Origin of the sequence: Dietzia sp. SYD-A1 (assembly GCF_015356725.1) — a bacterium.
In the GTDB taxonomy this organism is placed as follows: domain Bacteria; phylum Actinomycetota; class Actinomycetes; order Mycobacteriales; family Mycobacteriaceae; genus Dietzia.
The window spans coordinates 1-21,713 of record NZ_JADDKI010000275.1 but is presented as its reverse complement, the minus strand read 5'-3'; the positions used below and the strand labels follow the sequence as shown (position 1 = coordinate 21,713).

Here is a 21,713-nt window from a genome sequence, read left to right as displayed (position 1 = left end):
ACCGAACCGGTCCGCGCCACGCCGGCCCGGGCCGGCGTGGCGCGGACCGGTTCGGTGTGGAAGTCCGATGGGTCGACCTCGTTGGTCATGGCCCAGTAGTCGTTGATGCGCCAGGGCAGCACCGACACGACGCGACCGTCCGGGTTGCGGTACCAGTTCTCCATCGCCGGATGGGTCCACACCATCTGCGCGTGCTGCCGGTCGACGGCCTCGTTGTAGCGTTCGTTGACCTCGCTGCGGCACTCCAGCGTGCCGAGGTCCTGCGTGCGCATCAGCCGTAGCGCATCCATGATGTACCTGACCTGGCATTCCAGGATGGTGATGAAGCTGCCGCCGTGGCCCAGGCCCGTGTTGGGCCCGGTCATGATGAAGAAGTTGGGGAAATCGGGAACCGTGATGCCGAGATACGCGCGCGCGTCGTGGTCCCCCCAGATCTCCCTGGTGGAGCGCCCCGATCTGCCCACGATGTCCATCGGGTAGAGGATCCGCACGCTGTGGAAGCCGGTCGCCATGACGATGATGTCCAGCTCGTGCTCGACGCCGTCTGAGTCGACCAGTCCGGAGGGCGTCACCTCCTCGACCCCGCGGGGGACCAGCGTGACCTGGGGCTTGCGCAACATCGCGAACCAGCCGTTGTCCAGCAACATCCGCTTGCCGAAGGGGGGATAGTCCGGCAGTGACGCCTCGATGAGGTCGTCGCGGTCGCCCAGTTGATCGCGGAGGTAGCGTTCGTAGAATTTGCGGTGCCCGTGGTTGGTCGCGTTGATCGAGGCGCTCGGCTCCGGCCACTCGGGGTCCACCTGGAGGGTGGGGTAGACCTTGTCGTTGAAGATCCACGACAGTCTGGCGCGGTACCACTCCCGGTACCCGGGGACGTGGTCCATCAGCCAGTGCACGTCCTCGTCGATGGTCGCGAAGTAGTCGTCGTTGGGGGCGATCCACTGCGGTGAGCGTTGGAAGACCGTCAGGGAACCGACCCGGTCCGCGATGGCCGGGCCGATCTGCATCGCGCTGGCGCCCGCCCCCACGATGCCCACCCTCTTGCCCCGCAGGGCGTCCGGCTCGTCGAGGTCGCTCGGCCACTCGGCGGAATGGAAGAGACGACCCCGGAAACCCTCCATTCCCGGGAGGTTCGGGACCTTGGGGCGGTTGAGAAGGCCGACCGCACTGATGAGGATCGGTGCCTCCAGGACCTCCGATCCACCGTCAGGCCGACGGACCGTCACGCGCCATGACTGCCCTGACTCGTCGAACTGCGCGCGCGTGACCTCGTGGCGGAACCGGACGTGCTGACGGATGTCGTTCGCCTCCGCGAAGGCCTCGAGGTAACCCTGGACCTCGTCGCGCTTGCCGAAGTGCGTGGACCAGTTGTGGGGGAAGGAGGAGATCGAATAGAGGTGGCTGGGAGTGTCCACCCCGGCCCCGGGATAGCGGTTCTCCCACCAGGAACCGCCCACGTCGTCGTTCTTCTCCAGGATCACGTGGGGGATGCCGGCACGGGTGAACTCCACCGAGGCCAACATCCCCGCGATGCCGGCGCCGATCACGATCGCGTGGAGGCGCTCGTCGGGTGCGGCGGCAGCCGGCGCGATCCGCGGCCCGTTGACGATCTCCGCCATCATCGGGGCGAAGTCCGGCGGCACGGTCTCGCCGCAGGTGAAGTTGAGCAGCCGTTCGACGTCCGAGTGCCCGACCTCCGGCCGGGGAGGCCTCCCCGACTCCCACCAGCGCTCGACAGCGTCGATCACCGCGTCCTGGATCTCGGCCTGGATCCCGTCCGGAAGGCCCCCGGTCGCGTTGTCGTCCATGCCCCGACTGCGGGTGGGCTGATAGCGGGGTGCCATCCACCGCTCGTCGGCCGTCAGCTCCAGTAGGACGGCGAGCAGGGTGGGGACGTTGCCCGCGCGGACCGCCGAATGGAGGCGGCGACGGTCCGATTCAGTGACTGTGGTCATACGTCGCAGGCTAACAGCAGTTAGTCCCAGGGCCAAGAGATTGACATCAGTCGGCGAAGAGATGCGAAGTCTGCCCGCGAGGGCGGGTTGACCACATCCGCTGGCGATGCAAGTATGAGCCAGATCATACTAACGGCGGTCAGTGCCGCGGGAGAGTGAGAAATCATGGAACAGCCGGTTCGAGTCCCCTCGAGTGCCCCCGAGTCCCGCCAGAACCCGGGGGACGGTCGCACCACGGACCGGCGCCTGACCTCCACGCAGTCCGCCCTCCTGGGACGGGCGACCCTCGGTGATCAGCTCCGGCGTCACGCGCAGAGCCGGGCCGGCAAAGCCGCGATCGTCTCCTACGCCCCCGGTGGCGGGCGGACCGTCACCACCTACGGTGAGCTCGACCGTGGCGCCAACCGGGCTGCTCACATGCTCCTCGGACTCGGCGTGTCCCGCGGCGACCGGGTCGCAGTGATGGCACGAAACCGTGTCGAGTCGGTCATCGCCTACTACGGAGCTCTCAAGATCGGGGCCGCCTACTCCGGGATCAACGTGCTGCTGGGGGTGGGAGAGGTGGCTCATCAGCTCGACCACCTCGAGCCCGCGGCCGTCGTCGTCGCCGCGGAGTTCCTCCCGGTCGTCCGGGCGGCGCTCGGCGATTCCGGACACCGGCCCGAGATCATCGTGCTCGACGCCACGGCGCCTGACGGAACGGGGACCGACGGCATGGGACCCGACGGTCCGGACTCCGGCTCCACCGATGACCCGGGGTGTCACGACTTCGACCGTCTCCTCGACTCGTCCTCGGACACGGAGCCCGAATGCGACGTCGACGAGCTCGACCTCGCGATGATCGTATACACGAGCGGGACCGAAGCGGCCCCCAAAGGGGTCATGCTGCCGCATCGCAACTACCTCATCTCCACCTCGCCCGCCTACACGTGGGGGTTGCGCTGCCTGGACGACGACGTCTGGCTCTTCGTCATGCCGTTCCACACGATCGCCGGCATCGGCTCGCTGACCTCGCTCATCCTGCTGGGCGCGACTCTCGTCCTCCCGGCCAGCCTCGCGCCCGCCGACGTGTTGGCGATGATCAAGACGGAGCAGATCTCGGTCCTGGCCCAGACGCCCACGTTCTTCATCTCGCTGGCGGACCATCCGGACTTCGGGCCCGACGGGGTGGGGACCATCCAGCGGTGTCTGACCTACGGGGGACAGGTCTCCCCGCGAACGGTGGACGCCTGGCACCGCGCCGCGCCGCGGTCGATCTGGGGAACCTACTGGGGCCAGTCGGAGCTGACCCAGCTGGGGTCGGTCGGCTGGTTCAGGCAACTCGAGGACGTTCCCGGGCAGGACCCCACCTGGATCGGCAAGCCCGTCGGCCATCTGGAGGTCAAGGTGGTCGACGCCGACGGGAACGAGTCCGAGAGCGGGGAGCTCCTGTGCCGCACCCCGTCGGTGATGGCGGGATACTTCAAGGATCCCGAGAAGACCGCCGCGGTCCTCGACGGCGGGTGGCTCCACACCGGTGACATCGTCCGACGCGATGCCGAGGGCAACATGTTCTTCCTCGACCGCAACAAGGACATGATCAAGACAGGGGGATACAACGTGTCCTCCCAGGAGGTCGAGCGCGTCCTCCAGGCGCACCCCGGGGTGGCGCGTGCCGCCGTCGTCGGACTCCCGGACGAGTACTGGTCCGAGGCCGTCACCGGGTTCGTCATCGCCGTCGACGGCAGCGACGTGTCGGGCCCGGAGTTGCGAGAGCACTGCAAGACGGCGCTCGCAGGATATAAGGTCCCCAAGGTGATCACGATCGTGGACGAGCTCCCGACGGACCCCCAGGGCAAGCTACTCAAGAGAGAGCTGCGCCGCCTGCACGCAAAGGACTGAGACGCTGAACACCGAGCCCAGCAGACGCGACTCGATACTGGCCGCGGCGGCCGAGTACTTCGCCGAGCAGGGCTACCACTCGGCGGGGATGCGCGGCATCGCCGATTCGGTGGGGATCAAGGGCGCCAGCCTGTACAACCACTTCGGTTCCAAAGAGGAGATCCTCTACGCGATCGCACTGAAGATGACCCGTGTGCCCGTGGAGGAGAACCTGCTCGTCCTCGACGAGACCGGGACACCGACCGAGCGGCTCACCGCCCTGATCGACGTCCACCTCCGCCACCTCGCGGTGAACCGTGTGGAGCATCTGGTGAGCCTACGGGAGCTCTCCGCGCTCACGGAGGAACACCGTGACCGCGTGGTCGGGTACCGCAAGTACTACCAGCGACGGGTGCGCGACGTGATCGCCGCGGGCATCCGCGCCGGGGAGTTCGGCGTCGACGACCCGATGCGTGCGGCCGTCGCGATCCTGGACCTCATGAACGGCGTGAGCTGGTGGCTGCGGGACGACTACGACATCGACTCCCTGGTCTCCACCTACGTGGACTACATCGTCGACGGGATCCTCCGGCGCAGGTGAGGGGTCCGCGGTGGCGCGGCCGAGGTGGCTCCGGTGGCGCCGTCGCCCCCGCGCACCCCTACGAGAACCGGCCCCCTTGTCGCCGCTGGCGAGAAGGGGGCCGGATCACGTGGCGTCGCGGGTCTGTGTCTTCTCTCAGAGCGCGCGACGCAGCAGGGGGACCAGCGCGTCGGCGTCCGCGATCGGGTTCGGGTTGGTCCCGCACCAGATGTCCTTGAAGGTGTACGCGGCCAGGCTGGACAGGTCGTCCTCGGACAGTCCGACCTCGGTGAGCGACCGCGGCATGCCCAGCCGCCTGATGAGCGCGTCGGCGAGCTCGTGCGCAGGTGTCTGCGGCTCGCCGAACGCCACGCTGATCAGCGCCTGGCGATGTTCGTTGACCTCCCGGTTGTACTCCAGGGCGAACGGCGCCATCACGCAGGAGGTGTGTCCGTGCGGGACCTTGAACGACCCTCCGAGCGCATGCCCGACCGCGTGGCTGATACCCATGTCCAGGCCGGCGACGATCGCGACCATCGACGACCAGGCTCCGACCTGGCACATCCGCCTGGCCTCCAGGTCATCGCAGTCCTCCTTCACCCGGACGAGGCCCTCGGAGAGCAGGCGGATGGCGTTCATCGCCATCCCGTCGTAGTACCCGTTCGACTCGAGTGACCCCAGGGTCTCGAAGGCGTGATCGAGAGCGCGGACCCCGGTCGAGAGCCAGAGCCATTCCGGGGTGTGCCGGGTGAGCGCGGGATCGAGGATGACGGCCCGCGGGGTCATCGCCGGATGGACGTACCCCTCCTTGACATTGCTCTCCTCGTCCGTTGATCCCGCCAGCGCGTTGAACTCGCCTCCGGCCAGCGTCGTGGGGGCCACCACCACGGGGATGCTCGGGGCCGAGAAACTCGGGGCGGTCACCGAGGTGTCGGGGTTGACCTGCAGGTGGTAGGCGTCCATCTCGGAGGTCGTGCGGATCCCGTGCTCCAGGGTCACCGCGAGGATCTTCGTCAGGTCCGTCGCCGAGCCGCCGCCGACACACAGCAGCATGTCCGGATCCGCCTCGGCCGCGACCAGGGTCGCCGCGATGACGTCCTGGCGGGGCACGTGGGGCCGGACCGCGTCGAACAGGCCGACGAACCGATCACCCAGGGCCTCGATCACCCGTCGGATCTCGTCGGTCTGGGAGTTCAGGGTCCCACTGCAGACCACGAAGACCCGGCTCGCGCCGAGGAGCTCCGCTTCCTGCGCCGCGGCCTCCGCGACCGGGGTCCCGATATGGACTCTCTCCATGGGGGTCAGAGAGATGAGTGATGACTGCACGGCGGCACCGTCCTTCGTTGTTGTCCTCGACCCCCGTGTCCGCCAGAACACTGTGTCCGAGGGAGCACGGTGTCACTCCGACGATGACGCGGGGGCCGAGCTGGGGTCGGGCGTAGCGCGTTTTTCGTGCCGCCCGAGGCTAACAGTCGTTACCCTACAGGAGAATTGTGGCCCAGGCCACAGTCTTTTTGCGGTGGCAATGCGCAGCGCTTCGGGAGGGGCTGGGGATTCCCACAAGGTGTTCTGTGCAGGAACTTAAGGTCGCCGTCAGTATTGGTCCGGACCGGATTGCGTCTCGGCTCGCGTCCGCACACCCGCCTGCCCGGTGACGGCGCTCACATCTGGAGGGGCTAACGGTGGATCGCTTCGATGGGGGTCGATGCCGGGACATGAGTCCGCGGTGCCGGCACGTGGGTCTACAGTCTCACTTCGTGACTGATGGTGACAGACGGGTCTGGCCGTCCGGGCTTCGGCGGTGGTCCGGCTGGGTGGTGCTGAGCCCGGTCCGGGTCGTGGCGATGAGCTTCGCCGCTGCGATCGTGGTGGGCACGGCGCTGTTGCTCCTGCCCGGAGCCGTCGAGCCCGGGAGCAGTACCGGGTTCACCGAGGCGCTGTTCACCTCGACGTCGGCGATGTGTCTGACGGGGCTGATCGTCGTGGACACCCCAGTGCACTGGTCGGGGTTCGGTCAGGTGGTCATCCTCGCCCTGATCCAGGTCGGCGGCCTGGGGATCATGACCATGGCCTCGATGGTCGGGCTGGTGCTGGCCGATCAGATCGGGCTCAAGGCCCGGATGAACACCGCGGCAGAGGCCCGTGCCTCTGAACTCGGCGACGTCCGCGACGTCGTCATCGGCGTGATCCGGCTGAGCATCGGGATCGAACTCGTCACCGCCGCCGCGCTGGCACTCCGCTTCGCCCTGGGCTACGACGAGCCCGTGCTGCGGGCCCTCTGGCTCGGGGTGTTCCACTCCATCTCGTCGTTCAACAACGCCGGGTTCGCGCTCTACAGCGACAACATGATCGGGTTCGCCACCGACCCGTGGATCTGTGTCCCCCTGATGGTCGCGGTGATCCTGGGTGGCCTGGGGTTCCCGGTCCTGTTCGAGATCGGCCGGCGGCTCCGGCGCAGGCCTCCCCGCAGCCGGTCGCGGGCGGGGTGGACGCTGCACACGCGCCTGACCGTCTCGGTGACGGCGGTGCTGCTGGCCCTCGGGTTCGGAGCTGTCCTGGCGTTGGAGTGGGCCCGCACCCTCCAGGGGTACAACGCGGCGGAGAAGGTCCTGGTGGCGGCGTTCCAGGGCGTGATGCCCCGGACCGCCGGGTTCAACAGTGTCGACTACGCCGACCTGGACGACGCGACGTTGCTCGTCACCGATGTGCTGATGTTCATCGGCGGGGGCAGCGGCGGCACCGCCGGCGGGATCAAGGTGACCACCTTCGCCCTGCTGCTGTTCATCATCATCGCCGAGGTCCGCGGCGAGCGGTCGGTGACCATTCTCGACCGTCGCGTCGACACCCGGGTGCAGCGACAGGCACTCGCGGTGGCGCTGATCGGGATCGGGCTCGTCACGACCTCGACGATCGTGCTGCTCGCCGGCACGCCGTTCGGCCTCAACGAGTTGCTCTTCGAGGTGACCTCCGCGTTCGCCACGGTGGGATTGTCCACGGGGATCACCGCCGAACTGCCCCACTGGGGGCAGTGGATACTGATACTGCTCATGTACCTCGGCCGCATCGGCCCGATCACCATGGTCAGTGCACTGGCCGCGCGACAGCGTGGCCGACGGTACGACCTTCCCGCAGAAAGGCCCCTCATTGGCTAGACGACGAGCTCCCGACGCTGTGGTGGTTCTGGGACTGGGCCGGTTCGGCAAGTCCCTGGCCCTGGAGTTGATGGCGCAGGGCGCCGAGGTCCTGGGCGTGGACTCCAGCGATGCCGTGGTGCAGAAGGTCGCACACCGTCTGACCCACGCGGTGGTGGCCGATACCACCGACGAGGAGTCACTGCGCCAGCTGTCGGTCCACCAGTTCGACCGCGCTGTCGTGGGGATGGGGTCCGATCTCGAGGCGAGCCTGCTCACCGCGTCGGTGCTCATCAACCTGGAGGTACCCAACATCTGGGCCAAAGCCACCAGCAACTCCCACGCCAAGATCCTCACCCAGATCGGCGTCCACCACGTCGTACGACCCGAGCACGACATGGGCAAACGTGTCGCCCACCTGGTGCGGGGAAGGATGATCGACTACATCGAGTTCGACGACGGCTTCGCCATGGTCAAGACGTCCGCGCCGACCTTCGCACTCGGCCAGCCGCTCGGGCAGAGCAGCATCCGCACCGACTTCGGGGTCACCGTGGTGGCCATCAAGCGTCCGGGGGAGGGGTTCACCTACGCCACGGCCGAGACGGTCCTCACCGAGGGCGACACCATCATCGTCTCGGGTCGGGTCCGAGACACCGAACGCTTTGCCGAGCTCTCATGAACCGATCATGACCCTGGACCGCACCGGGTTGTCGCGTGGCTCCTGACAGAGCAGTTCCTCCGACGGCACCGCGCTACTCCCGCGCGGCGAGCTGTCGTCGTGCCAGCTTCCGCCCCCGGATCACGCCGAGTTCGTAGGTGGCCAGCACGACCAGCCACACCGCGGTGAAGGGGATCACGAACCAGAGCATGGCAGTGCTGAACGGCTCCAAGGCGTCGTGCCCCGAAGCCTGGAGCACCACGTACGCGATGTAGGCCGCGTAGAAACCGGCGAAGAGGAACCCCTCCCAGCGCTTGATCGCCATACCGGTGAACGCGATGGGCAACAGGGCCAGTGCGACGGCCACCATGATCGGGAGGTCGAATCGGATCGCCCCCGCTGCGACCTCGATCGGAGTGATCAGGGACGTGACGCCCAGAACCGCGCCGATGTTGAACATGTTGCTGCCGACGATGTTCCCCACCGCCATGTCGCGCTCACCCCGGAACGCGGCCACCAGGCTGGTCGCGAGCTCGGGGAGTGAGGTGCCTATCGCCACCACGGTGAGGCCGATGACCAGATCGCTCATACCCCAGGCCGCCGCGAGATCGCTCGCCGCGGTGACCAGCAGTCGAGCGCCGACGACTAGCAGGAGTACGCCCAGGGCGACCATCGCGCAGCTCATGAGGATCGAGTGCGCCCCCTTGTGTGACCCCTCGTCCTCGTCCGCTTCAGCGTCCGCGTCTGACTCCGCGCCGGCCGTGCTCTCGGCCGTCGACCCGTCGTGCGTCGTCTCCACCGTGCCGGCGGTGCGCTTGCGGGAGATGACCACCGTCACCACCACGTACGCCACCAACCCGGCGAGCAGCAGCATGCCGTTCAGCGCACTGATCACCCCGTCCAGAGCCACCACCAACAGCACGATGGAGAACCCCACCATGATGGGAATGTCGACACGGACGATGCGGGACTTCGCGAGTAGTGGGGCGACCAACGCGGTGAGCCCCAGGATGAGCAGGATGTTCGCGATGTTGCTGCCCACCACGTTGCCGACCGCCAGCCCGGGGTGACCACTCAGGGCGGCGTCGACGCTCACCGCGAGCTCCGGGGTGGAGGTGGCGAACGCGACGACGGTCAACCCCACCACCAGCGGCGACATCCCAATGGTGACGGCCAATCTGCTCGCTCCCCGCACGAGGGACTCCCCGCCCGCGACGAGCAGGACGAAGCCGACAGCGAGCGCGCCCAGAGTCAGTGCGCTCACGACAGATCCCGCCGCGTAACGGTGGCGGACCCGGGCCCGGGACGCGGTGTGCGAGACGCTGAGAAGTCCATGGTCGTGATTATTCCGTGCTCGCGCTCCGACCGCTGCAGGGCTCGTCCAGGATCACCCGGCGGCGGCCACCGCCAGGGGCAGGACGGCCCGGGCTCCGGCAACTCGCAGGTGCCGAGCGGCCTCCGTTGCCGTCCATCCCGTTCCGTGCAGATCGGTGACCAGAAGGACCGGCCCGGTGGGGGTGGATTCCGGTCCGGACAGCGTGCCCCAGAGCTGGGCGACCCGGTAGGCGGAGTTCTGGGCGGTCACCGGGGGCAGTGCGGGGTCTCTGGTGAGCTCCCCGAGGTGGTCCATCCGGCCCATCTGCGCGAGCGCGCGGGCCAGGCTCCCCACGAGTACCGGCCGCTCGCCGGTGAGCAGGGCCACCACCCCGGTGGGTCGTTCCTCCCACTCCCAATCGCGCAGAACCGGGACGCACGCACGGACCACCCAGTCGGGAGCCTCCTGGTCGGCCCCGGAGAGTAGTCCGCGGAGCTTCTGGCCCAGCCCCAGGTCGGTGAGGCGGGCAAGAGCGCGTCCCTCGGCGGGCCCGTCGGCGATCTTTCCCTTCAACGGGACGTCGAGCCGCGCGAGACCGGTTGGCCACTGTCGGCGCGGGGGCAGGACCACCCCCGGGCGCTCCAGCGCCTCGCGTGCCCGGGTCAGGGCACCCTCGTCGACGGACGCCGCCCTCCGGTCACCCGTGCAGTTGTCGCATCGACCGCACCCTCCGGAGGCCGGGTCGAGCGTGGGGTCGTCGAGCTGCCGACGCAGGAACTCCATCCGACACGAGCCGGTCTGCTCGTAGGCGATCATCGCCTCCTGCTCCGACCGCCTGGCCCGGGCCAGCCCGGCGTAACGCTCGGCGTCGTAGTGCCACTGTCGCCCGGTGGCGATCCACCCTCCTCGCACCCGCTGGACCGCACCGTCCACGTCGAGGACCTTGAGCACCATCTCCAGCCGGGTCCTGCCCAGATCGACCGCGGGCTCGAGGGCCTGGGTCGACTGCGGCCGGTCCGGTTCCAGGGCGTCGAGGACCCGGCGGACCACGTCCTCGGGGGGGAAGGCCAGGGAGGCGAAGTGGTTCCAGATGGCCCGGTCCTCGGGCCCGGGCAGGAGCACCACCTCGGCGCGCTCGGCCGCGCGACCCGCGCGACCGATCTGCTGGTAGTAGGAGATGGGCGACGGAGGGGCCCCCAGGTGGACCACGAAGCCCAGGTCGGGTTTGTCGAATCCCATGCCCAGCGCGGACGTGGCGACCAGCGCCTTGACCTCGTTGTCCAGCAACGAGCGCTCCAGTTCCTCGCGCTCGCCTGCGTCGGTGCGGCCGGTGTAGGCGCTCACACGGTGCCCGGCGGAGGTGAGCAATCCGGCCATGTCCTCGGCCGCCGCCACGGTGAGGCTGTAGATGATCCCGCTGCCCGGCAGGGATTCCAGGTTCTCCGCCAGCCACGCCGCGCGGCGCTCCGAGTCGTCGATCGCCACGACCGACAAGCGCAGCGATTCCCGGTCCAACCCTCCGCGCAGAACGAGGGTGTCGGACGCCGCGTCGTCCGCGTCCCCGTCAGGGCCCCCGGACCCACCCGGTCGTTCGCCCACACCGAGCTGCTGTGCCACGTCGCGCACCACCCGGTCGTTGGCCGTGGCGGTGGTGGCCAGGACCGGCACGCCCTCGGGCAGGTCCGCCAGAAGCGTGCGTATCCGGCGGTAATCGGGCCGGAAGTCGTGCCCCCAGTCCGAGACGCAGTGGGCCTCGTCGACCACCACCAGGCCGGCGTCCGCGGCCAGGGCGGGCAGCACGGTGTCGCGGAAGTCGGGGTTGTTGAGCCGTTCCGGGCTGACCAGGAGCACGTCCACCTCGCCGGCGCGGACCGAGGCGCGCACGTCGTCCCATTCCGTCATGTTGGCCGAGTTGATCGTGGCCGCGCGTACGCCCGCCCGCGCGGCGGCCTCGACCTGGTTGCGCATGAGGGCCAACAGCGGCGAGACGATCACCGTGGGCCCCGAGCCCAGCTCCCGGAGCAGTCGGGCGGCGATGAAGTACACCGCCGACTTGCCCCAGCCGGTGCGCTGCACCACGAGTGCGCGCCGCCGGTCGGCCACGAGCGAGTCGATCGCGGTCCACTGGTCCTCCCGGAGGCTCGCGTGCGGACCGGCGAGGGCGCGCAGCAGTTCGTCGGCGCGCGAGCGGAGCGCCTGACGGTCGGGTCCTGTGGTGGAGACGGCGCCGGGAGCTGAGGTCATGTCGCCCATCGTGCACCACCGGTCCGACACCCGGACGGCGTGGCCGACGTCGGGAGCGGGCGCGGGCCGGGCGCGGCCATACTGGGTGCCATGACGCAGACGTGGAAGAAGATCGTGGACGCCGATCCCGGGCACTCGCATCGCTATGCCAAGCGGTGGGACGACATGGTGGCCGAGGGCGTGGACATCGACGGCGAGGCACGGCTGATCGACGCCATGGCCCCGCGCGGTGCGCGGATCCTCGACGCGGGGTGCGGACAGGGGCGGACCGGCGCCTACCTTCACGAGCGCGGTCATCGGGTCACCGGGGTGGACCTCGATCCGCACCTGGTCGGACGGGCGCGGGAGCTGTGCCCCGGCGCCACCTGGGAGGTCGCGGACCTGGCAGGGGATGACTGGGCGACCGGCCCGTTCGACCTGGCGGTCTCCGCAGGCAACGTCCTGGCGTTCGTCGACCCCGCCGACCGTGGAGCGGTCCTGGCCAACCTCGCGGCGCGACTGGTGACACCGTCAGACGACGTCGGGGGTCGACCCGGGCGGCTGGTGGTGGGGTTCGGACTCGACCGCGGGTGGACGCGCGAGGAGTTCGACGACGACGCACGCAGGGCGGGACTCGAGCTGGAGCAGCGCTGGTCCACCTGGGACCTCCGGCCGTTCACGGAGGGCAGTGGGTTCATGGTCGCCGTGCTCGTGCGCCGATAGCCCCCCGGGGGGGGCGCTTCGGGGCCGTCGCCCGGCCCGTCTCACCGGCCCTTCAGTGGTGGAAGTGCGACCCGGGGCCCTTGCGCGGCATCGGTGAGTCGAGCTGGTCGAGGAACATCACCTCGCCGGCGAGGTCCTTGATCAGCGCGGCGGCCAGGTCGCGTCCCAGGCCGACCCGGACCACGATGCGCAGCACGGTCAGGTGCGCCAGATCGTCGGCCAGCGGATAGGCGGGCACGAGCCAGCCCTTCATCCTGAGTCGATCCGACAGGTCGTACAGGGTCCACGTCTCCGTGTACCCCTCCTTGAGCCGCCAGGCGATCACCGGAATCGTGTCGCCACGGCTCACCAACTCGAACGGGGCGAGCGCTCCGATCTCCGAGGCCAGGAACTGGGCGACGTCCAGAGACGCCTGCTGGACACGGCGGTAACCTTCCCGCCCGAGCCGGAGGAACATGTAGTACTGCAGGAGGACCTGCGCCCCGGGTCGCGAGAAGTTCAGCGCCAGGGTGGGCATGTCGCCACCGAGGTAGCTGCAGTGGAAGATCATGCTCTCCGGGAGTGACTCCCTGTCGCGCCACACGATCCAGCCCACGCCCGGGTAGACGAGCCCGTACTTGTGGCCGGAGGTGTTGATGGACGCGACGCGCCCGACACGGAAATCCCACTCGAGATCGGGTTGGCAGAACGGCGCGACCATGCCGCCTGACGCGCCGTCGACGTGGATGCGGACGTCGAGACCGGTGGTCTCCTGGATCTGGTCGAGCTTCCGGGCGATCTCCGCGACCGGCTCGTAGGCACCGGTGTAGGTGACGCCCATGATGGCCACCACCCCGATGGTGTTCTCGTCGACGTACTCCTCCAGATCGTGTCCGTCGAGCATCGGGTGCTCCGCCGAGATGGGCACCCAGCGGGGCTCGACCTCGAAGTAGTTGCAGAACTTCTCCCAGCAGACCTGCACGGCGGTCGACAGGACGATGTTGGGGCTCTCGGTGGACCGACCGGCCGCCCGCCGCGCGGACTGCCAGCGTCGCTTGAGCGCGAGCCCACCCAGCATGCAGGCCTCGGACGAGCCGATCGTGGAGGTGCCGATGGACTCCCGGACGTCGGGCACGTTCCAGAGATCGGCGATCATCCTCCAGCAGCGCTCCTCGATCGCGGCGGTCTGGGGGTACTCGTCCTTGTCGATCATGTTCTTGTCGACGGTCTCGGCGTACAGGCGCCGGGCCTCGTCGTCCATCCACGTGGAGACGAACGTCGCGAGGTTGAGTCTCGCGTTGCCGTCGAGCATCGCCTCGTCGTGGACGATCTGATAGGCCGTCTCGGGAAGCGAGGGGTCCCCCGGTAGCGTGAAGCGGGGCAGCTCCGTGGCCTCGCCGGGACGCACGAAGACCGAATCGAGGGTCAGTGACTCGCCACCCTCGTCGGTGGTGTGACGCGCCGGTGTGTGACGTGCGGCAGCGTGGCGTGCAGTCGTGTGACGGGCTGTGACGTGCGAATTCTCGGCCACTGTCTCTCCTCGGATCGGGACTCGTCCCGTGGCGTCCCCTCGGGTGTCAGAGTGTGCCACCGATCGAGGGCGACCGTCGTCGACTTCTCGAGGCTCGCCCCTGACCACCCGTGGCACCACGGGTGGACCCAGAGCGACACCGCTGGGCCCGCCGTACCAGCACACTGTGTCCATGAGCATTCAGAAGAGGTCGGCCAGCACCCGGAAATGGACCGTGGGCCGCCTTCCCGACCTGACCGGAAAGATCATCATGGTGACCGGCGCCACGAGCGGGATCGGCAAGGAGGCAGCGCGCGAGGTCGCGCGTCGCGGCGCTCACGTGGTGCTCCCCTCCATCACCCGCGCCGAGGGGGAATCGGCAGCGGCGGAGATCGGCGGGTCGACGGAGGTCCACGAGCTCGACCTGAGCCGCCTCGACGCCGTGCGCGCATTCGCGGCGGAGTACACGGGCCCGATCGACGTCCTGCTGGACAACGCCGGACTCATGAGCCGGACCCGCGAAGAGACCACCGACGGCTTCGAGCTCCATCTGGGGGTCAACGTCCTCGGGCCGTTCCTGCTCACCGAACTGCTGTTGCCTCAGATCAGGGAGCGGGTCGTGATCACGTCCTCGATGGCCCACGCCGCCGGTCGCATCGACTTCACCGACCCCCACTTCCGTCGGCGCCGATACTCCATGGCGGCGGCGTACGCCCAGTCCAAACTCGGATGCATGCTCTGGGGCCTCGACCTGCAGAACCGGCTCCGCGCCGCCGGGTCGCCGGTGGACGTTCAACTCGCGCACCCCGGTTTCGCCGCCACCTCGATCCTCGATCCGACGCCGTTCCCGCCGGTCAACAGAGTTCTCAACCGCATCGGTCGAGGGATCATCCCCACCGCGGCCGACGGGGCGCGACCGCTGCTGTACGCCGCCACGGAGTCGCTCCCACCGGCGTCGTACATCGGACCGTCGGGATTCCGTCAGATCGCCGGGTCGCCGGGTCCGTGCGAGCGCTCCGCCGCCGCCGGGGATCCGGACCTCGCCCGCCGCTTCCGGGAGTTCGCCGTGCGCGAGACCGGAGTCGATCCGGTCGTCTGACTGGTCGAGTCGTCCTCCCCGGACGCATCGGTAAGCTGGTGGACATGACCACCAGCCACCTCGACGCCCCCGACCTCACCGACCAGTCCGGCGCCGATCGGCCCGCTCACGACCCGACGAGCGAGATCGTCCATGACTCGACGCGTGAAGCCGTCCACGATGCGGCCCTCCGCGCCCGGGGCGCGTCGCGGGAACTGGCCCTGCTCACCGCGGAACGCAAGAACGCGCTTCTGCTCGGCGCGGCCGACGCCCTGGTGGCGGCACAGGCTCAGGTCCTCGAGGCCAACGCCCGCGACATCGAGGAGCAGTCGGCGGAGGGCACCGGGGAGGCCATGCTGGATCGCCTCCGTCTGACCGCCGAGCGGATCGAGGGGATCGCCGGCGGGCTCCGCCAGGTAGCGGGACTGGCCGATCCGATCGGCACCGTCACCCGTGGATCGACCCGCCCCAACGGTCTGCAGCTGCGTCAGGTCCGGGTGCCGTTGGGCGTGATCGGCATGATCTATGAGGGCCGGCCCAACGTCACCGTCGACGCCTTCGGCCTGGCGTTCAAGTCGGGCAACGCGGCGTTGCTCCGCGGGTCGCGCTCGGCCCGGCACTCGAACGAGGCGCTCGTGACGGTCCTCCGTGACGTGCTGGCGCGCCACGAACTACCGGTGGAGGCGGTCCAGTTGCTGCCGTCGGCCGACCGGTCGTCGGTCACCCACCTCATCCAGGCACGCGGACTGGTCGACGTGGTGATCCCCCGCGGTGGTGCCGGACTCATCCAGGCGGTGGTGGAGAACGCGAAGGTACCGGCCATCGAGACCGGTACCGGGAACTGTCACCTCTACATCCACGGAGACGCCGACCTGGACGAGGCGATCCGGCTGCTCCTCAACGGCAAGACCCGCCGGTGCAGCGTGTGCAACGCCACCGAGACGGTGCTCCTCGACGAGGCCCTCGGCGACGCTGCGGTGGACCGCGTGGTGGGGGCGTTGCAGTCCGCCGGGGTGACCGTGCACGGGGACCGCGAGGGCCTCGTCCCCGCCGACGACGTGGACTGGGGCGAGGAGTACCTGAGTATGGACATCGCCCTCAAGGTGGTCGACGGAGTGGACGCCGCCATCGAGCACATCGCACGCTGGTCCTCGGGACACACCGAGGCGGTGGCCACCCGGAGCATCGAGGTGGCCGACACGTTCTGCGCCCGGGTCGACGCCGCCGCTGTGATGGTCAACGCCTCCACCGCGTGGACGGACGGCGAGATGTTCGGCTTCGGTGCCGAGATCGGCATCTCCACCCAGAAGTTGCACGCCCGCGGACCCATGGGCCTCGAGGAGCTCACCAGTACCAAGTGGATCGCGCACGGCAAGGGGCACGTGCGTCCCTGACGCGCGCGACCCGGGTCGACGCCCCATCACCCGCGATTCCCACCGAAAGGATCCCCCATGGACCGAGCCCGGACCGCGCAACGACCGGCCTTCCAGAGTATCGACCACGTGATCGAGTGCCTCGGCGCGCAGGGTTACCTGGCCGACCGCTCGACCGCGACGGTGGTCTACCTGGCCGATCGTCTGGGTAAGCCCCTGCTCATCGAGGGACCCGCCGGAGTGGGCAAGACCGAGCTGGCCAAGGCCGTCGCCGCGGCCACGGAGGCCGAGCTCATCCGTCTCCAGTGCTACGAGGGCGTCGATGAGGCCCGGGCCCTGTACGAGTGGAACCACGCCAAGCAGATCCTGCGCATCCAGGCCGGCCAGGGCGAGGGGTGGGACTCCACGCGGGACGACGTGTTCTCCGAGGAGTTCCTGCTGTCCCGGCCGCTGCTCACCGCCATCCGTCGTAGCGATCCCACCGTGCTGCTCGTCGACGAGGTGGACAAGGCCGACATCGAGATCGAGGGGCTGCTGCTCGAGGTGCTGAGCGACTACGCGGTGACGATCCCGGAGCTCGGGACGATCGAGGCGGTCCGCAGGCCGTTCGTGGTGCTGACCTCCAATGCCGCCCGCGAGCTCTCCGAGGCGCTCAAACGTCGTTGCCTCTACCTGCACCTGGATTTCCCGACCCCCGAGCTCGAGCGCAAGATCCTCGCCTCGCGGGTGCCGGAGCTCGACGATCGACTGGCCGAGCAACTGGTCCGGGTGGTCGGGGTACTGCGCGCCATGGCGCTCAAGAAGGTGCCGAGCGTGTCCGAGACCATCGACTGGGGCCGCACCCTGGTCGCGCTGGGCCTGGACACGATCGACGACGAGACCGTCCTGCAGACCCTCGGAGTCGTGCTCAAGCACCAGTCCGACCAACTCCGCGCAGCCGCCGAGTTGCGGCTCAACTAGCGTGCGAGGACAAGGAGGCGAGGCACGGTGACCACGCGTTCTCCCGGCGGGTTGTCCGGCCACCTGGTCGACTTCGTCGACGCCCTGCGCCGCAAAGGGATCCCCGTGGGACCTAGTGAGGCGGTCGACGCTGCGGCGGCGATGGTCCACATCGACCTGCTCGACCGTGCAGCGCTCAGGGAGGCGCTCGGGGCGACGATCCTGCACAAGCCCACCCACCGCGGTGTGTTCGACCAGATCTTCGACCTGTGGTTCCCCGCCGCGATCGGCGCGCACTCCCCGGCGGACGGCGTGGCGGTCGAGGTGGAGATCCCGACGGACGACGACGGCACGGTGGACCCCGACGCTCTGAACGAGCTCATCGCCTCGCTGCTGCTCGAGAACACCGATGAGTCGCGCGCCAAGGCCCGCGCGTTGGCCGAACTCCTGGTGGAGCAGCTCGGCTCCTACGATTCGGTCAATGGTCCGCGCTACTCCGCCTACCAGGCTCTCAGTCCCCTCGACACCGGCGCGATCATGCAGAAGATCCTCGACGGTCTGATGGGGGCGGACCCGTTCGACCCGGACGGTTCCAAGCGGCACGCCGAGAAGTCCGCGGCCGCCAGTTCGGCGGCGGACATGGTGCGGGGTTTCCTCCGCGAGGTCGCCGACGAGACCCGGCGCCGCACCGCGGAGACGGTGGGGCGCGACCGGGTGGCCGACTACGCGGTGGGCCCCGCGGCGGAACAGGTGGACTTCCTGCGGGCCAACGACCAGGACCTGCAGGTCCTGCGGCGACGCGTGGGACCTCTCGCCCGGCAGCTCGGCAGTCGCCTGGCCGCCCGTCGTCGTCGTCACCGCCAGGGTGCGATCGACATGCGCAAGACGATGCGCCGGTCCATGTCCACCGGCGGGGTGCCGGTGGAACTGGTCCTGCGCAAGCCCCGGCCGGCGAGGCCGGAGCTGGTGGTGTTGTGCGACGTGTCCGGTTCGGTGGCCGGGTTCAGTCATTTCACGCTCCAACTGGTGCACTCGCTGCGCGAGCAGTTCTCCCGCGTGCGGGTCTTCGCCTTCGTCGACACCACCGACGAGGTCACCTCGTTCTTCGAGACCGGATCGGACCTGGGATCGGCGATGAGCCGCATGGTGCGCGAGGCCCGGATCATCACCTACGACGGGCACTCCGACTACGGTCACGCGCTCGAGGGGTTCGCCGACCGCTACGCCCACACCCTGACCCGTACGGGTTCGCTGCTCATCCTGGGCGACGGGCGCAACAACTACCGCGACCCCTCCGTGGACGCTCTCGAGTTCGTCAGCGAGCGGGTCGGACACACCCACTGGCTCAACCCCGAGCCCAGGAAGCAGTGGGGCACGGGCGACTCGGCCGCCCGCCTGTACTCCCAGTACGTACCCATGCACGAGTGTCGCAACGTCGAGCAACTCACGGCGGTCGTCGCGGGTCTGCTGCCCGTGTGACCGCGCGGGCACGCGAGGGAGCGGAACGTGGTGCCGGACCGATAGACTCGGCGACCATGACCACGACGGGGGCCGCCGCGGGCGTCGGACGCCGCATCGGAGTGATGGGCGGGACCTTCGATCCGATCCATCACGGTCACCTGGTGGCGGCCAGCGAGGTCGCCCACCGCTTCGGCCTCGACGACGTGGTCTTCGTCCCCACCGGAGAGCCGTGGCAGAAGCGGGGGCGTTCCGTCTCACCCGCCGAGGACCGGTATCTCATGACCGTCATCGCCACGGCCTCCAATCCCCGGTTCTCCGTGAGTCGCGTGGACATCGACCGCCGGGGTCCCACGTTCACCGTCGACACCCTCAGGGACCTCCTGCGGCAGAACCCCGGGGTCGAGATCTTCTTCATCACCGGTGCGGACGCACTGGAGAAGATCCTGACCTGGCGCGGCTGGGAGGAGATGTTCGAGCTGGCCACGTTCGTCGGGGTCTCACGCCCCGGTTTCGAGTTGTCCGACACCCATCTGACGGAGATCGGTGACGGGCGCGTGCACCTGCTCGAGATCCCCGCGCTGGCCATCTCCTCGACCGAGTGCCGCAGGCGCGCGGCCGAGGACGCACCGGTCTGGTACCTCGTGCCGGACGGTGTCGTCCAGTACATCGCCAAACGCAACCTGTACCGTCCCGAGGGCTCCACCAGGCTCGACGGGACCCCCGCCGCGACGGCTCCGGCGCACCGCGAGCTCGTCCGCACCGACAACCACACCGAGGAGAACCACCAGTGACCGCTAGCCCCGAGGCCCTGGAGATGGCGGGCATCGCCGCCCGCGCCGCAGACGAGAAGCTGGCCACGGACGTCGTCGTGCTCGACGTCTCCGGTCAGCTCATCATCACCGACTGCTTCGTCCTGGCCTCGGCCGACACCGAACGCCAGGTCAACGCGGTGGTCGACGAGATCGAGGACAAGCTCCGAGAGGCGGGGCACAAGCCGCTGCGTCGGGAGGGCACGCGGGAGGGGCGCTGGGCGCTGCTCGACTACAACGAGGTGGTCGTGCACGTCCAGCACGTCGACGAACGCGACTACTACTCGCTCGACCGGCTCTGGAAGGACTGCCCGGTCGTGGAGATCGAGGGAGTGGAGGCCTCCGGCCGGCCCGAGTCCGCCACCAGTGGCGCCGACGACTCGCTCGCGCCGGAGGAGCCGCAGCGGGATCAGGGGCTCTGACACCCTCGTGACCCGTCGTCTCATCCTGCTGCGTCACGGTCAGACGCACTACAACGCCTCGTTGCGCATGCAGGGCCAGTTGGACACCGAACTCAGTGAACTCGGAGTCCAACAGGCCCACGCAGTGGGCCGCGCGTTGGCGCACCGTCGGCCGTGGACGATCCTGTCCTCGGATCTGCAGCGGGCGCACGAGACGGCGCTGGCACTGGCATCGGAGGTCGGACTCGAGGTCCGGACCGACCCGCGCCTGCGGGAGACCCATCTGGGCACGTGGCAGGGGATGAGCCATTCGGAGGTCGACGAGCAGTGGCCCGAGGCCCGGATGCGGTGGCGCAGCACACCGCGGTGGTCCCCGCCCGAGGGGGAGAGCCGCCTCGACGTGGCCCGCCGCACCCGAGAGGTGGTCGACGAGCTCGTGGACGCCTCGCCCGGGTGGAACGAGCACCCGGCGGTGCTCGTGGCCCACGGGGGCGCGATCGCCGCCCTCACCGCCGCCCTCATCGAGTTGCCGGTCGAGCAGTACCCGATCTTCAACGGTCTCGGGAACACCTGCTGGGTGCAGCTCTCGGCGCATCCGCGCCCCGGGCCCTCCTGGAGTGGACAGACCGCGGAGCCGGAGATCGGGCCCACGACCGACGGCGCGCGCGAGGTGCTCTGGCGCCTCGACCAGTGGAACGCCGGTCTCACGCCCCCGGTGGCGACGACATGAGCGTCCGGCTGGTCACCGACTCGAGCGCGGACATCCCCGAGGAGTGGGTCCGCGAGTTCGGCATCACCGTCGTGGGCCTTCACGTGGTCGAGGAGGGCGACAGGGCGGTCTCGACGGCCGCGGTCACCCCGGACGAGCTGACCGCGATCTACCAGGAACTCTTGGACGAGCCGGACTGCACGGGCATCGTCTCCGTCCATCTGTCGCGTGAACTCTCTCGCACGTGGGAGTCCGCCGCCGATGCCGCCACGAGGTTCGGTGGCCGGGTCCTGGTCTCGGACTCCCGGTGTGCGGGGATGGCGTTCGGTGCCGCGGTCGCCCAGTGTGCCTGGGCGGCGAACAACGGTCTGGGACTGTCCGGAACCTATGAGCTCGCCGAACGTCTCTGCCGGGGAGCGTCCACCTTCGCCGCCCTGGAATCCCTGGAGAGCCTGCGCCGGGGTGGCCGCATCAGTGCCCTCGCGGCGATCTTCGGCAGCGCGCTGGCGATGCGCCCGATCATCGTGTTGCGTGGTGGTTCTGTCGACCTCGCCGCCAAGGCCAGGACCACGACCAAGGCCCACGAGAAGTTGCGCGCGCTGCTTCGCGACGAGATCAGTCGAGGCGACGTCCTGGCGGTGGTCCACCATCACGAGGCACCGGATCGGGCCCGGGAGATGGCCACCGAGATCCGCAAGGAGACCCCGTTCCCCGAGCGGGTCCTCGTCGTCGAGTTCGATGAGGTCCTGGCCTGGCACCTGGGGCCCGGGACCGTGGGCGTCTCGGTGACGGACCTCGTCGACACCGCATTCCCCATCCCCGCAGTCGCTCCACAGGACGGCACCTGAGGGACCTCTCCGGGGCCCGGCCGGGGAGCGCGCCGGTCTAGTTTCGGCCCATGTTCCCCGACACCCGGACTCGTCCCGCGGACTCCGACGACCCCGCCCGCGAGGCCGCGCTGCGCAGGCTCGCGAGTGTGACGGCCCTGGCGGAGCGGGCGTCCGTGCCC

18 protein-coding genes are annotated in these 21,713 nt (G+C 69.3%); 13 read left to right on the top strand and 5 right to left on the bottom strand.

The window, feature by feature from the left end; genetic code table 11:
• Positions 1-1,955 (bottom strand): NAD(P)/FAD-dependent oxidoreductase (locus IY392_RS11725; protein ID WP_194861319.1); only part of this gene is annotated, 1,955 nt, incomplete at its 3' end.
• Between the two features lie 165 nt (positions 1,956-2,120).
• Between IY392_RS11725 and IY392_RS11720 the strand changes: the two genes are divergently transcribed.
• Entirely contained in the window at positions 2,121-3,836 is a 1,716-nt protein-coding gene (locus tag IY392_RS11720) for a class I adenylate-forming enzyme family protein (RefSeq protein WP_228549320.1), read from the top strand.
• Between the two features lie 4 nt (positions 3,837-3,840).
• Entirely contained in the window at positions 3,841-4,416 is a 576-nt protein-coding gene (locus tag IY392_RS11715) for a TetR/AcrR family transcriptional regulator (RefSeq protein ID WP_107756087.1), read from the top strand.
• 135 nt (positions 4,417-4,551) lie between these two features.
• Here IY392_RS11715 and IY392_RS11710 read toward each other — a convergent pair whose 3' ends face one another.
• Positions 4,552-5,691: an iron-containing alcohol dehydrogenase gene (locus IY392_RS11710; protein WP_228549319.1), complete on the bottom strand. Its 1,140-nt coding sequence runs from the start codon at positions 5,689-5,691 to the stop codon at positions 4,552-4,554.
• Positions 5,692-6,239: 548 nt separating this feature from the next.
• Here IY392_RS11710 and IY392_RS11705 point away from each other — a divergent pair.
• Both IY392_RS11705 and IY392_RS11700 read left to right on the top strand, forming a co-directional pair.
• Entirely contained in the window at positions 6,240-7,547 is a 1,308-nt protein-coding gene (locus tag IY392_RS11705; RefSeq protein WP_194305335.1) for a TrkH family potassium uptake protein, read from the top strand.
• Between the two features lie 19 nt (positions 7,548-7,566).
• Positions 7,567-8,205: a TrkA family potassium uptake protein gene (locus IY392_RS11700; protein ID WP_107756090.1), complete on the top strand. Its 639-nt coding sequence runs from the start codon at positions 7,567-7,569 to the stop codon at positions 8,203-8,205.
• Positions 8,206-8,278: 73 nt separating this feature from the next.
• On the opposite strand, the gene IY392_RS11695 is transcribed toward IY392_RS11700, so the two are convergent.
• Together IY392_RS11695 and IY392_RS11690 are read right to left on the bottom strand one after the other, a co-directional pair.
• A complete protein-coding gene (locus IY392_RS11695) occupies positions 8,279-9,448 on the bottom strand; it encodes a calcium/sodium antiporter (RefSeq protein WP_194861317.1) in 1,170 nt (389 codons plus the stop codon).
• Between the two features lie 123 nt (positions 9,449-9,571).
• Positions 9,572-11,752, bottom strand: coding sequence for an ATP-dependent DNA helicase RecQ (locus tag IY392_RS11690; RefSeq protein WP_194861316.1), 2,181 nt, complete (start codon positions 11,750-11,752; stop codon positions 9,572-9,574).
• A gap of 81 nt (positions 11,753-11,833) precedes the next feature.
• Here IY392_RS11690 and IY392_RS11685 point away from each other — a divergent pair, with 81 nt between their 5' ends.
• Complete coding sequence (locus IY392_RS11685) at positions 11,834-12,445, top strand: class I SAM-dependent methyltransferase (RefSeq protein ID WP_107758033.1); 612 nt, start codon at positions 11,834-11,836, stop codon at positions 12,443-12,445.
• A 52-nt stretch (positions 12,446-12,497) separates the two neighbouring features.
• Here IY392_RS11685 and IY392_RS11680 read toward each other — a convergent pair whose 3' ends face one another.
• Positions 12,498-13,955, bottom strand: a complete 1,458-nt coding sequence (locus IY392_RS11680) for a glutamate decarboxylase (protein ID WP_107756093.1) — start codon at positions 13,953-13,955, stop codon at positions 12,498-12,500.
• A 172-nt stretch (positions 13,956-14,127) separates the two neighbouring features.
• Between IY392_RS11680 and IY392_RS11675 the strand changes: the two genes are divergently transcribed.
• The 8 genes from IY392_RS11675 to IY392_RS11640 are packed head-to-tail and all read left to right on the top strand — an operon-like array spanning position 14,128 to position 21,552.
• Positions 14,128-15,033: an SDR family NAD(P)-dependent oxidoreductase gene (locus tag IY392_RS11675; RefSeq protein WP_194861315.1), complete on the top strand. Its 906-nt coding sequence runs from the start codon at positions 14,128-14,130 to the stop codon at positions 15,031-15,033.
• A gap of 44 nt (positions 15,034-15,077) precedes the next feature.
• Entirely contained in the window at positions 15,078-16,406 is a 1,329-nt protein-coding gene (locus IY392_RS11670; RefSeq protein WP_182612434.1) for a glutamate-5-semialdehyde dehydrogenase, read from the top strand.
• Positions 16,407-16,463: 57 nt separating this feature from the next.
• Entirely contained in the window at positions 16,464-17,345 is an 882-nt protein-coding gene (locus tag IY392_RS11665; RefSeq protein ID WP_107756096.1) for a MoxR family ATPase, read from the top strand.
• Between the two features lie 27 nt (positions 17,346-17,372).
• Positions 17,373-18,803: a VWA domain-containing protein gene (locus IY392_RS11660; RefSeq protein ID WP_194861314.1), complete on the top strand. Its 1,431-nt coding sequence runs from the start codon at positions 17,373-17,375 to the stop codon at positions 18,801-18,803.
• A 56-nt stretch (positions 18,804-18,859) separates the two neighbouring features.
• Positions 18,860-19,576 carry a nicotinate-nucleotide adenylyltransferase gene (gene nadD / locus IY392_RS11655; protein WP_182612433.1) on the top strand — a complete coding sequence of 239 codons (717 nt, stop codon included), beginning with the start codon at positions 18,860-18,862 and terminating at the stop codon, positions 19,574-19,576.
• Complete coding sequence (gene rsfS, locus IY392_RS11650; RefSeq protein WP_194861313.1) at positions 19,573-20,016, top strand: ribosome silencing factor; 444 nt, start codon at positions 19,573-19,575, stop codon at positions 20,014-20,016. The genes nadD and rsfS overlap by 4 nt, the downstream gene beginning before the upstream one ends.
• Before the next feature lie 7 nt (positions 20,017-20,023).
• Entirely contained in the window at positions 20,024-20,725 is a 702-nt protein-coding gene (locus tag IY392_RS11645) for a histidine phosphatase family protein (RefSeq protein ID WP_107756099.1), read from the top strand.
• Positions 20,722-21,552 carry a DegV family protein gene (locus IY392_RS11640; RefSeq protein WP_194861312.1) on the top strand — a complete coding sequence of 277 codons (831 nt, stop codon included), beginning with the start codon at positions 20,722-20,724 and terminating at the stop codon, positions 21,550-21,552. Before IY392_RS11645 ends, IY392_RS11640 begins: the two co-directional genes overlap by 4 nt.
• The last annotated feature ends 161 nt before the right edge of the window (positions 21,553-21,713 follow it).

Bases quoted from the DNA above. Each gene is read 5' to 3' on its own strand.
- IY392_RS11720 (WP_228549320.1), top strand. From the start codon at position 2,121: ATGGAACAGCCGGTTCGAGTCCCCTCGAGTGCCCCCGAGTCCCGCCAG.
- IY392_RS11670 (WP_182612434.1), top strand. From the start codon at position 15,078: ATGACCACCAGCCACCTCGACGCCCCCGACCTCACCGACCAGTCCGGC.
- IY392_RS11710 (WP_228549319.1), bottom strand. From the start codon at position 5,691: ATGGAGAGAGTCCATATCGGGACCCCGGTCGCGGAGGCCGCGGCGCAG.
- IY392_RS11705 (WP_194305335.1), top strand. From the start codon at position 6,240: ATGAGCTTCGCCGCTGCGATCGTGGTGGGCACGGCGCTGTTGCTCCTG.
- IY392_RS11675 (WP_194861315.1), top strand. From the start codon at position 14,128: ATGAGCATTCAGAAGAGGTCGGCCAGCACCCGGAAATGGACCGTGGGC.
- IY392_RS11665 (WP_107756096.1), top strand. From the start codon at position 16,464: ATGGACCGAGCCCGGACCGCGCAACGACCGGCCTTCCAGAGTATCGAC.
- IY392_RS11685 (WP_107758033.1), top strand. From the start codon at position 11,834: ATGACGCAGACGTGGAAGAAGATCGTGGACGCCGATCCCGGGCACTCG.
- IY392_RS11690 (WP_194861316.1), bottom strand. From the start codon at position 11,752: ATGGGCGACATGACCTCAGCTCCCGGCGCCGTCTCCACCACAGGACCC.
- IY392_RS11640 (WP_194861312.1), top strand. From the start codon at position 20,722: ATGAGCGTCCGGCTGGTCACCGACTCGAGCGCGGACATCCCCGAGGAG.
- nadD (WP_182612433.1), top strand. From the start codon at position 18,860: ATGACCACGACGGGGGCCGCCGCGGGCGTCGGACGCCGCATCGGAGTG.